We start from the raw sequence: 10,659 nt of genomic DNA, 5'->3' as shown, positions 1-10,659 counted from the left end.
AAGGAGAGCGATTATGCCACAAAACCAACAACCCAAACAGAAATTGGATTCAGCCATGAAGCCAAACTTTGCTGGAACGGATGCTCTAGAAGTGAAAAAACAAATTCAAAAAGATGTGAGTGAAGGTCAGGGCTCCATGACTTCCCGCGAGGCAGGAGCAATGAGGGACTAGGGGTTTCTCTTGTAATTAGGGGGACAGGCTCTTATTACCGTTGAGAACGAAAGTGAATGAACAGACTGCAAAAAAGGTCCATCCCTCAGCTTTAGTCTGAAGGATGGACCTTACCCATTTTCCTACAACCCCGGAAGGATCCCCGAGAACAAACTCAATATCAAAACAGTCGTAATTGCTGTCAGCCCGGCAATAAATCCGCCAAGCGTCCATGCCTTAAGTGTTTGGGGAACAGTCAGCTTTCCGAACCTGTTCACGACCCAGAATCCTGAGTCGTTCGGAAGGGAAAGACCGATTCCTCCGGCACAGATAGCCAGACCCAGCAGGATCGGCGAGACACCCAGATCCACTGCCATCGGACCCATGATACTTGACGTTGTCACAAGGGCAACGGTTGCAGATCCAAGTGATGCACGTAGGATTTGCGAAAATATGAAGGCGAGTATCAGAACCGGAATGCTCCAGCTTTGCATCGTCTCGATGAGATAATCACCGATTCCGCTTTTGTTGATTACTGCACCGAATGCTCCGCCGGCACCTGTCACCAGAATGATGATCCCCGCTGAATTGATGGCTTCAGAATACAATCTGCTGTTTGGAACAGAGATATACGGAGCAAGCAGGATGATGGCAGCGATAACACTTATGAATAATGCGATGTTCTTGTCACCAATGAAACCTAATATACTTGCAAGGCCGGTATCAGGGAATAGCAGCTGAGATAGTGTGTTAAGCAAGATGAGTGCAATGGGAAGTGCCAGCATAAAGAAACTCAGGCCCGTACTGATTTCTTTCTTTGGTGCATCTTCCAGACTAACCGCCACTTCCTCGACAGCACCTGAATGGTTCATGCGCTTACCGATGAATAAGCCGTAGAAATATCCGCCCACAAGTGTTGCCGGTATCGCTACCAGTATTCCGTAGAGGATGAATAAGCCAAGGTCTGAACCCGTGTTTTCCGCTACAACAAGCGGGCCGGGCGTTGGGGCAATCATGTTATGGGAGACAATCAATCCTACACCAAGGGCAGTCACAAATGAAATGATCGAGATCCCCGTTTTCTTTGATAAGCTTTTAATCAATCCGCTTAAAATGACGAATGCCGCATCGAAGAATACCGGAATCGAAACCGCCGTTCCCGTCAAAGCAAGTCCGGCCGGGGATTTCTTCACACCAAACACTTTTAATACAGCGGCAGCGATTTTTTCAACCGCCCCTGAAGCACCGAGGAACTGTCCGAAGATAACACCGAGTCCAATCAGGATCCCGACGCCGGTCAACGTGTTCCCAAATCCTTGCGTGACCGTGGCCGCCACTTCATTCAGCGGCATGCCGATTACAACAGCGGTTGCAAATGCCACACCGATCAGTGATAAAAATGGTTCAACCTTCAATTTTAAAATCAAGAAAAATAGTGCTGCTAACGCTAGAAAAAAAATCACAATCAACATATTCCCAGTAACCATTTCAGTTACCCCCTTTGTTATATGAACCTTTTTTATGACAAGCAGATCTCCTTCAGAATGAGTCGATCCTTCATTGTTTTCTTAACCAGTTAGTTACTTTCAAGTGTGGAGACCACGTCACGCAAGGTTGTGACAGCTCCAACATTTCCTGGAAAAATGACGTAAGGGATGTACGGGAATGTGCTCTCTTCTCCTGTCTGCCAGACCGGTATTCCCGGGGCGATCTGTCCTGCGACGGTCGCACGTTTCACGCATAATCCCTTCGTTCCTACATCACTCGAGGTGATTCCTCCTTTGGCAATCAGGTAATTCGGCCTTACAGAGAAATCACGCACGATGCTTGTCACCGCATTCGAGATCTCGACGGAAAGCTGTAATTCCTGCTCTTCCATTCCATCACCGAGATCCAGGCGCTTCCTCTTTGTATAGATGACCGTGCTGATGCCCTCTTTCACCTTCGTTTCTGCCTCATGGCGCACCCGCTCGATTTCCTTATGAAACGCTGCTTTATCCAATACCAGATGAGCGTCGAACTCAATGAAGTGAAGGGATGACAGTTCCTGGAGCGTATTCAGTTGATCGGTCGTCTTTTTGACATGGGACCCGACGATGACGAGACCGCCATTCTCCCTTTTCTCACTGATCAGCTCTTCCCTTGTCAGCAATGGACGTGAAGAGATATCACCGATCACCTTGGTAAAGGCTGCGGCCGTCCGGAAGATGAATCGCTTTCCTTTTTCGATCGCCAGGAACAATGCGGTTGCAAAGATTCTTACATCGCTTTCCTCAATGGCATTGACGACGACTTTGCCGAAATCCTTTACCTCGAGCAATTGCTCAACGATTCGATCAATGTCCATGCGGCGGATCGTTTCCAGTGAAATATACGTGACGCCCTCTTTCGGATACATGCCTTTTGTCTTCTCTTCGACCCATTCGCCCAAGTGACTCGACTTGTAGCCGAACGTGCGGTCCTTCGCAAATTCGGTTTCACCTGCAGGTATCAATACGCCTTCCTGCTGGACAAAGTGAGTGTTCCCGCTCGTCAACCGGCCGCCTTCCTTGAAAAACGGAAGGATGACTTCCCCATCGACACTCTCATTGCTTTCAGCTTCCATCGTCCGTCTCAGCACCTCTGTCTCAAGGGGATAGTGCCCTCTCAAAGTGGAATCTCCACGGCTGATGATCAGATAAGGAACGCCCAATTTCTTAGAGATGATTTCTGTCCTTTCCGCGATATCTCGATGAACTTGCTCGGTTTCTTTTGCCGTGAAGGCTCTTGAATTTGTCAGGATGAAGAACATCTGCCTGTCTTCCAGGAATCCCATTTCAATGGTCTCCTCCTCCCAATCGGTATACACCGAAACGCCGTGAACGGTCTGTACACCAGTCGGGTCGTCATCAAGGACAATTATCTTGTGTGTAAAGCCTGGTCGGACTTTCTCCCACCATTCGCTAACTTTCTCTTCATTGATAGATTGATAGGATGCTAGAATTTCATCGACATTTCTTGTTTTCATCACTGGCTGACACCCTTCACTTCATAATTCGCAAGCTTTTCGTAAAATTGAATGAGTCCTCCATGGTCATCGGCTGCTTTCCCATCTGCCATCAACGAGTGGTACATTTCCAGCACCTGGCTTGAAAGCGGCAGCGGCACACCGATGGAATGAGCTGTATCCATTACATTGGTCAAGTCCTTCGCATTGATGTCGATTCGGCCGCCGGCAGCAAAGTTCCGCTCCAGTATCAAAGGAACCTTCGCATCCAGCACCGCACTTCCAGCCAGGCCGCCGCGTATCGCTTCATACATCTTCTTGATATCGATTCCTGCCTTTGATGCCAGCGTCAGTGCCTCCGACATCGCGGCGATATGGACATTCACGAGAATCTGATTGGCAAGCTTCGCCGTCGTACCGCATCCATTGTCCCCAACCAGCGTGATATCCTGACCCATCACGTCAAAGTATGGTTTCACCTTTTCATAGACGTCTCCTTTCCCGCCGACCATGATGGAAAGCGTCCCATCGATCGCCTTCGGCTCACCGCCGCTCACAGGGGCATCAAGCATTTCCATTCCCCTTGCGGCAAGTGCTTCGGCAATTTCCTTTGATTGAACGGGAGAAATCGAGCTCATATCCACGACAATTGCTCCATTATTCGCTCCATAGATGACACCGCTTTCACCAAGGACAACACTCGCTACATGCTCTCCCTTGGGAAGCATCGTAAAGATGATGTCACTCTTCTCCCCGACTTCCTTCGGAGACTGGGCTCCACGGGCTCCCAAGCCCGCCAATTCCTCTACTGCTGACTCATTAATATCAAACACGGTGACATCTAAGCCACTTTTCACTAGATTCAATGACATCGGTTTTCCCATGATGCCAAGACCAATAAATCCTATTCTCATTTTAAACCCCTCCTGATGATAAAGCGTTTTCATTCGTTGTCACCAATTGTACACAAAAATTTATATTTTGTATACAAAATAATTAAAAATGTATACAAAATTATTTTCGATTAGAACTTTTAAATCCTCCCCACTCGTTCTATACTTTTAGAAAGGGCTTAATTTTCACAGCCGAATACGCAAAGACAAATGGAATGTCTTTCATTGGAGTCGATCTACTTTGAAGAAGAAAACACAGCAGCACGCTTATCTGCAATCATATGAGTATATCCGTGATCAAATATTGAACGGGGAACTTGAACGTGGCACAAAGCTGATAGAAGAAAAACTCGCAGAAGAACTCGGTGTAAGCCGAACTCCCATCCGCGAATCCATTCGGAAACTCGAACAAGAAGGACTCGTCCAGCAAAAACGCGTCGTCAACCCAACCGACATGGACCTGCGCCACTACTTCCAGGTCCGGATTCTGCTGGAGGCATTCGCTGCCCGGTCAGCAGCAACCTACATGAACCAGGACGACTTAAACCAATTAAAACAATGTATCGACATCGGACGTACCGGCACAACCGAAGAAATCATGGAAGCCAACAAGCAATTCCACGACATCATCGTCAATGCCACCAACAACCCCGTCATGGTCGACACCATCGAACGCATGCAGTCGATCATCTATCTATTTCGCAAGACAGTGGTTTACCACAACCGGCCATTCTTGATCGATGAACACCAGGAAATTTACGATGCGATCGTTGCTCATAATGGAGAAGAAGCGGAGAGATTGATGAAGGAGCATATACAGGCGGACCTCGAGTTTTGTCTGCATGTAATGCGGCGGTAGGTTTCGCAAACAGTATAGGGATCAGCCCCCGGTGTTGCGTACTGATCTCTATTTCCTTTTAACAGGCATGTCTTATTCGATTGCCTGCTGAACGGAACTCTTTCAGAAATACTAAAAAAACAAAATAGGACAAGAGTTGTAGCAAGGCAGCTCAATACCGCCTAAACGAGTTCTTTGGATCTCTGGCTACAAGCGAATCTGTATTTAAAAGGTTTATAATAGAAGCATAAAAAAGATTTTACTTGTTCACATAGCCATTCCAATAACGTCGTTCGTTCTGTTAAGTACTAAGTGCAGTTTATTATAATTTTATAAAAGTGGAGGTTATATATGGGCTACATAATGGAATTAAGAAGAGCAGCGGGAAGCCGTCCCCTCATAATGACGGGAGCTTGTGTGATTTTAATTAATAATGATAAAGAAATATTATTGCAGCTTCGCAAGGACAATGACTGCTGGGGGTTAGCCGGTGGTTCATTGGAGATCGGGGAAACTCTCGAACAGGCAGCAAAGAGAGAGTTACTTGAGGAAACGGGATTAATGGCAAATAAATTAGAGCTATTCAATGTTTACTCAGGAGAAAATTTCTACTATAAATATCCTCACGGGGATGAAGTATATAATGTCATATCAGCCTATGTATGCAGTGATTATGAAGGTATAATGACAAGTGAAGCAAGTGAAGTTAAAGAACTAAGTTTTTTTAAGCTTAATGAACTTCCTCAGAACATAAATCCCCCGGATTCACCTATATTGAGTGAATATATAAGGAGTGCTTTATTCCAGGGTGTTTTAAGAGAATTTGAAAAATAAAGAAGATCCCCTTTCTATATTATAAGATTCTTTAAAATAGCTAATAAAAACTCTATTAAACACAAAAACATGAACAGAATCTGAAAAAACATCACTTCGCCGCTGTGCATTTGTGTTCATAAAATGATCCCTTTCCATACAAAAAAACACGAAATTAATCAACCGCGGATCCATGCCCACCCATTTATTATCGATTCTTCAAACTTATTATCGAAACCAGCCAGATATAAAACAAAAGCAGTCCCACAATGGAATCAGTCCCCCGAGGGCACTAATGCTTTAGTTTACCAGGGGGAGTGCTCCCTATCTATCTAATAATGAACCTGAAGAAAATCAATGATTTCCCCATTGATCTCACGCAGATATCCTGCTGAAGGGAAATGGCCCATCTCCAAGGTTTTGAAGGATACCAGATTCGGAATGATTTCTTCTGCTTTCTCTTTGAGCCTGCTTCCAGGAAAGAAAATATCCCGTTCGCCCGTTATAACAAGGGTAGGGCAAGAATAATTCTGCAGCTCCCGTTTCTCCGTCAATTTCGGCATGTCCTGTTCCAATTTAACAAACTTGAACACCTCGCCTATTATGTCTCTGTCCAACTCCTTCATGGAACCGGAAGACATGACGTCAGCGATCCTGTCCAGATATTTCTGCGTTTTTGAAGCTTTATATAACATCAATGGCAGCAGGATATCTTTGATCATCCTGCCTTTCGACCCTAATTGAATGCCCGCCGGTGACACCAGCACTGCACAATCGATTTTTTCCGGCATGAATGCGGCCAGTCTCAAGATAATCCCTCCGCCAAATGACGGGCCAACAAATGCACAGTGCTTGATCTTCAATACCGCCATCATGTCGCTGATCCAGCAAGCATAGCTATGATCATTCCCTGAAATCCTCGCCTCATCACTGAACCCCGGATGACCGATCGTATCGGGTGCATACACCCTGTATTCCCTTGTCAACGGCGTGAACCAGGACATCGTCATCGGATTGATGCAGTTGCCCCCCTGGAACACAAACAATGGTTTTCCTTCAGCCGGTCCCGCCACAAGCATATGGGTCTTTCCAAACCGCGTTTCTATGTACTTTCTCTCCACTTGAAAATCAAGGCTCTGTAAATAGTCCTCATAATGCTGCTGGATACGTTTCTTTCCTTGTTCACTCTTATAAATGGTTTCTCTTCCCATATTGTCCTCCGTCATCTAAGTCAGCAAGCAACAGGGGCGGTTAGTCATTGCATAATCATCCCTCGAGCCAAGCTAATTACTACTATCTTACTATAAAAATCTCCATTAATAGTTTTATTTTTTCCAAATCATAGAAATTCCTTCAATTGGGTAGTTACTATAAAAATGAGATGTTTCTCTGCATAAAACCATTCCCCCGGAGAATCTGAATGTGCAACGCGTAGATGGTTCGTGTTTGAAAAGTCGGAAATCAGGAATGGAGTTTGATGTTCTGAAAGGATGACCATATTCGGCTGATTACCGTTTATTTTTGGGGTAAGGGGGATTAAAAAGAAAATCCCTTCTGAAAAAATTCAGTGAGGGACTTCTTTTTATCGTTGTTTCCGACATGTAACCACCGTAAACGGAAACGGAGGCTTCCCCTCCGCATTCTTATTCGGCTCAACAACTTCAGAAAATTCCACAAGACCATATTCTCCAAAGTCCTGCTTGATCGAGTCCGAATCATAAAAGAACATTTTCACGCCTTCCATGATTTCGAAATAGTCTTTCCCAAGCTGTGTGCCTTTTCCATACATGGGGGCTTCTTTTGAAATTGTCGTAAAAACCATATATCCGCCAGGCTTTAGTTGATCATAGGAAGCTTTGATAAACTTCTTTCTGTCAGGTTCATTCAATAAATGGATGAGTGCATAACTGAATATTCCATCATAATATTTATTTTCAAAAGGCATATCGGTTACCGAACCGTGAAAAATACTCATCTCAAGTCCGCTCCGCCTTGCCAATTCAATCGCTGTTTTTGAAATCTCGATTCCTGTTACATTCATTCCATTGTCCATAAAGACCTTTGCATTTCGGCCATATCCAATACCAGGAATCAGGACATCCTTCACTTTTTTCTCAAGGAAAAAATCCTTTGTCATAATGGCTGAGTCTGCAGGTTCAAATCCCCACATCGTTTGATTTTCTATAAAACTTGCTTCCCAAAATTCTGTCATGCCACAATCCCCTTTACGAATTTGAATGAAATGGCCTGTAAACACCAGCCACTCTGCAAAACTGCCGTGACCCAATATCGTTTTATCTGCGTACAGACCCCGTCCCTGCCGTAAAATAAAAGTACAACACATCCAACGAATCAGATTTATCACTTCCCATGATATCTGAGCAATCGATCCATTTCGCCTGTTTAAGCTTTTGTTCCAGCTGTCGATCGATTTCCTTTTCAATCTCCCTCATCTCAGTCATAAACTTCCCAAAGGAAAGATGAAAGTGATCAGCAGCTTGCTGGTGTGGAGCATGCTGTATAAGCAGGCTCATGAATTCGTCTGAAGTTGAAGCCTGCCGGGCCAATTCATCCTCTCTTCGCACGACATACCGATACATGTCTTTCTTTTGTTGAGGAAGGGATTGTACGATTTCCCTGGCCAGTATTTCCATTAAATAACCGTTCATGCCTTACACCTTTCTTCTATTAGAAGGACTGGCTTCTGTCCTTGCAGCCGCATCCCCGTTATTTTTTCATATCGTATTTCTTCATGAAGCGTTCTGCACGCCCGCCGCGATCGGAGAACTTTTGTCTTCCCGTATAAAATGGGTGGGTGTCGGAACTGATTTCCACTTTAAGCAATGGATAGACATTGCCGTCTTCCCACTCGATCATTTCATTTGACGTCATGGTGGATCCTGTCATGAACTTGAATCCGCTATTCGTATCCATGAACACAACATCATGATAGTCCGGGTGAATTCCTCTTTTCATCTGTCATCCTCCTCTTTATGATACTTACCAGCTTGATTTCTTCACACCGGGAATTTGACCTTTATGCGCCAATTCGCGGAATGCAATACGTGACATCTTGAACTTCCTGAGATATCCGCGCGGGCGTCCAGTCACCTGGCAGCGATTTTTCAGCCTTGTCGGGGAAGAATCCTTAGGAAGCTTCCTAAGTGCATCATAATCTCCCTTTTCCTTTAATTCCCTTCTTAATTCTGCATATTTCAACACGGTTTCCTGACGCTTCTTTTCCTTTACGACTTTCGATTTCTTAGCCATTCATGCTCCCTCCTATCTATTTTTCAAATCGTAACGATTACGATTTAATGGGTATATCGGTATTAAACCATATCTGTGGGTTTAATGCAAATGATACTATTTAAAAACAAAATCCGCTCACGGCTTCCCTGCTGCAGACAAAAAACCTTACCGCTAATCCCATCTTGGTTGTAAACTTGCCGTGATTATGGGCAGTATAATTCTGATCTCTCTTGTAAACATTCCAAGACTTCTCCAGGCATTTCCCTCACTTCGAGATCTTCGCCGAGGAACAGCAGCCAGTTTGTCATTTCGTTCAATTCCTCTGGCTTGTTGACATCGACAAACATCTTCAGAACCGCTGTGGTCTGGAAAGGGTTTGTGTAAGAAATCGAAACTTTTAAAGGATGATACTTCCTGAACTGAGCAATTGCTTTTGCACCCAGTTCAAGGACAAGGTTGGCTGTTTCTGCGTGCTTATTTAGTTTTTCTGTAATCTCCTGCTCATTAACTCTTTTATTGGCCGGGCAGGGCTTGACATCGATGATTTGGTCGACAGGAATAATCCGTTTCTTTTCCTCCTTTAAGTCGAAGCCTTCAATGAGCCAAAGGCTTTTCTCATGATAAAGGTGCAGCAGGTAGATTGGATAAGACGTCTGTATGTTTTCCTCATCGGTCGTAATGAACAGATATCTATCCATTAACAGGGTTTGGAAGAGCATTTCTACCATGGGATGAGGAAGGTCTGAAAGATCCAGTAAGTCAGGATTATGGGGATTTGTCCCTTCGAAAAGCAAGATTTGATTTAAAAGAATTAAATCATCCTGCTGGCTTTCCGAGATGAGGCTGAGTAATTTTTCAGCTATGGACTGGCGGCTCTTCAGATAGGGGAGCTGCTGGTTTCTGGTGGCCATAAAGGCAATGAATAAGGCTTTGACTTCATTATCGGTAAATCGGACCTCGGGCAGGACAGAGTTGTGCATGACAAAATAACCCCCGTCCCTTCCAACTTCAGAGACAAGCGGCATGCCCATCGCCTCAATTTCTCTGACATCCCTGATGGCTGTAGAACGGGAAACATTGAATTCCCGCATGATTTCAGCGATGGTAAAGTGAGCCCGATTGTTAATATACCGCATGATGACATTAATCCGTTCAACTTTTTTCATCTGCGCCTCCTAAAGGTATCATTTTTTGACACTGTTTAACGTTATTATATAGACATCAAGTGAACAACACAATTCACTTGAAAAAATTTTAAAAAGGATGGTTTTGAAAATGGCTAATTATACTTTAGAAGAAAAAGACGGTTTTACAGTTATAGGGTTAGGAACCGAGATTAAGAGCGATTACACGGACTATGCCGGTGTGAGCAAGGAAAAGACAGATTTCTGGCAGGCAGTCAGCGAGGATGGAAGGCTTGGCACGTTAAAGAATATGGCTGAAAACGACTACGTCTTTGCTGTGAATGAAGCAGTGAATAACAAGATGATGCATTATGCCGGCGTTATGGCAAAGGAATCGGCTGCCGTACCTGAAGAAGCAAGGGTGATTCAGTTTCCTAAGGGAAAATACATCGTGGTCAAAGGAGAAGGGAAAACGGCTGATGAAATGAAAAATACGGTTACCGGCATTGCCTTTGGTCAAGTTTTGGCGGAAGCAGAGGATTTCGCTTATGTAGGCGGACCAAATACGACGGTTGAGACAGGGCAGCAAAACGGTTTGGTGT

Annotated in this window: 12 protein-coding genes; 3 read left to right on the top strand and 9 right to left on the bottom strand. The window is 44.7% G+C overall.

Features of this window, described 5'->3' with window-relative positions:
• Window positions 1–294 precede the first annotated feature (294 nt).
• From HP456_RS14405 to garR, 3 genes are all read right to left on the bottom strand, one after another.
• Window positions 295–1,638, bottom strand: coding sequence for a GntP family permease (locus HP456_RS14405; RefSeq protein ID WP_172252271.1), 1,344 nt, complete (start codon window positions 1,636–1,638; stop codon window positions 295–297).
• 89 nt (window positions 1,639–1,727) lie between these two features.
• Complete coding sequence (locus tag HP456_RS14400) at window positions 1,728–3,158, bottom strand: four-carbon acid sugar kinase family protein (RefSeq protein ID WP_172252275.1); 1,431 nt, start codon at window positions 3,156–3,158, stop codon at window positions 1,728–1,730.
• Window positions 3,158–4,084 (bottom strand): 2-hydroxy-3-oxopropionate reductase, encoded by a 927-nt coding sequence (garR, locus tag HP456_RS14395; RefSeq protein ID WP_172252269.1) that lies wholly within the window; start codon window positions 4,082–4,084, stop codon window positions 3,158–3,160. Before garR ends, HP456_RS14400 begins: the two co-directional genes overlap by 1 nt.
• A 187-nt stretch (window positions 4,085–4,271) precedes the next feature.
• Between garR and HP456_RS14390 the strand changes: the two genes are divergently transcribed.
• On the top strand, window positions 4,272–4,889 hold the full coding sequence (locus HP456_RS14390; RefSeq protein WP_172252267.1) for a GntR family transcriptional regulator: 618 nt from the start codon (window positions 4,272–4,274) through the stop codon (window positions 4,887–4,889).
• A 330-nt stretch (window positions 4,890–5,219) separates the two neighbouring features.
• Window positions 5,220–5,702, top strand: a complete 483-nt coding sequence (locus tag HP456_RS14385; RefSeq protein WP_172252265.1) for an NUDIX hydrolase — start codon at window positions 5,220–5,222, stop codon at window positions 5,700–5,702.
• Window positions 5,703–6,013: 311 nt separating this feature from the next.
• On the opposite strand, the gene HP456_RS14380 is transcribed toward HP456_RS14385, so the two are convergent.
• The 6 genes from HP456_RS14380 to HP456_RS14355 all read right to left on the bottom strand — a co-directional run bounded on the left by HP456_RS14380 (window position 6,014) and on the right by HP456_RS14355 (window position 10,099).
• Window positions 6,014–6,892 (bottom strand): alpha/beta fold hydrolase, encoded by an 879-nt coding sequence (locus tag HP456_RS14380; protein WP_172252263.1) that lies wholly within the window; start codon window positions 6,890–6,892, stop codon window positions 6,014–6,016.
• 371 nt (window positions 6,893–7,263) lie between these two features.
• A complete protein-coding gene (locus HP456_RS14375) occupies window positions 7,264–7,893 on the bottom strand; it encodes a class I SAM-dependent methyltransferase (protein WP_172252261.1) in 630 nt (209 codons plus the stop codon).
• 82 nt (window positions 7,894–7,975) lie between these two features.
• On the bottom strand, window positions 7,976–8,350 hold the full coding sequence (locus tag HP456_RS14370) for a hypothetical protein (protein WP_172252259.1): 375 nt from the start codon (window positions 8,348–8,350) through the stop codon (window positions 7,976–7,978).
• 58 nt (window positions 8,351–8,408) lie between these two features.
• The gene (locus HP456_RS14365) at window positions 8,409–8,657 is read right to left on the bottom strand and encodes a type B 50S ribosomal protein L31 (protein ID WP_172252257.1); all 249 of its coding nucleotides are present in this window, start codon (window positions 8,655–8,657) and stop codon (window positions 8,409–8,411) included.
• Window positions 8,658–8,681: 24 nt separating this feature from the next.
• The gene (gene rpsN, locus HP456_RS14360; RefSeq protein WP_172252255.1) at window positions 8,682–8,951 is read right to left on the bottom strand and encodes a 30S ribosomal protein S14; all 270 of its coding nucleotides are present in this window, start codon (window positions 8,949–8,951) and stop codon (window positions 8,682–8,684) included.
• 185 nt (window positions 8,952–9,136) lie between these two features.
• Window positions 9,137–10,099: a helix-turn-helix transcriptional regulator gene (locus HP456_RS14355; RefSeq protein WP_172252253.1), complete on the bottom strand. Its 963-nt coding sequence runs from the start codon at window positions 10,097–10,099 to the stop codon at window positions 9,137–9,139.
• A gap of 109 nt (window positions 10,100–10,208) precedes the next feature.
• Here HP456_RS14355 and HP456_RS14350 point away from each other — a divergent pair.
• The coding region (locus tag HP456_RS14350; RefSeq protein ID WP_172252251.1) for a GyrI-like domain-containing protein at window positions 10,209–10,659 on the top strand (451 nt) is incomplete at its 3' end.

It is taken from the genome of Bacillus haikouensis (genome assembly GCF_013179555.1).
GTDB classification, from domain to species: domain Bacteria; phylum Bacillota; class Bacilli; order Bacillales; family Bacillaceae_B; genus Rossellomorea; species Rossellomorea haikouensis_A.
The sequence above is the reverse complement of the archived record's forward strand: the minus strand, read 5'-3'. Positions and strand labels throughout refer to the sequence as shown.

What these genes read in the sequence shown, in the direction of transcription:
- HP456_RS14405 (WP_172252271.1), bottom strand. Translation starts at nt 1,638, where the DNA reads ATGGTTACTGGGAATATGTTGATTGTGATTTTTTTTCTAGCGTTAGCA.
- HP456_RS14400 (WP_172252275.1), bottom strand. Translation starts at nt 3,158, where the DNA reads ATGAAAACAAGAAATGTCGATGAAATTCTAGCATCCTATCAATCTATC.
- garR (WP_172252269.1), bottom strand. Translation starts at nt 4,084, where the DNA reads ATGAAAACGCTTTATCATCAGGAGGGGTTTAAAATGAGAATAGGATTT.
- HP456_RS14385 (WP_172252265.1), top strand. Translation starts at nt 5,220, where the DNA reads ATGGGCTACATAATGGAATTAAGAAGAGCAGCGGGAAGCCGTCCCCTC.
- HP456_RS14380 (WP_172252263.1), bottom strand. Translation starts at nt 6,892, where the DNA reads ATGGGAAGAGAAACCATTTATAAGAGTGAACAAGGAAAGAAACGTATC.
- HP456_RS14375 (WP_172252261.1), bottom strand. Translation starts at nt 7,893, where the DNA reads ATGACAGAATTTTGGGAAGCAAGTTTTATAGAAAATCAAACGATGTGG.
- HP456_RS14370 (WP_172252259.1), bottom strand. Translation starts at nt 8,350, where the DNA reads ATGAACGGTTATTTAATGGAAATACTGGCCAGGGAAATCGTACAATCC.
- HP456_RS14365 (WP_172252257.1), bottom strand. Translation starts at nt 8,657, where the DNA reads ATGAAAAGAGGAATTCACCCGGACTATCATGATGTTGTGTTCATGGAT.
- rpsN (WP_172252255.1), bottom strand. Translation starts at nt 8,951, where the DNA reads ATGGCTAAGAAATCGAAAGTCGTAAAGGAAAAGAAGCGTCAGGAAACC.
- HP456_RS14355 (WP_172252253.1), bottom strand. Translation starts at nt 10,099, where the DNA reads ATGAAAAAAGTTGAACGGATTAATGTCATCATGCGGTATATTAACAAT.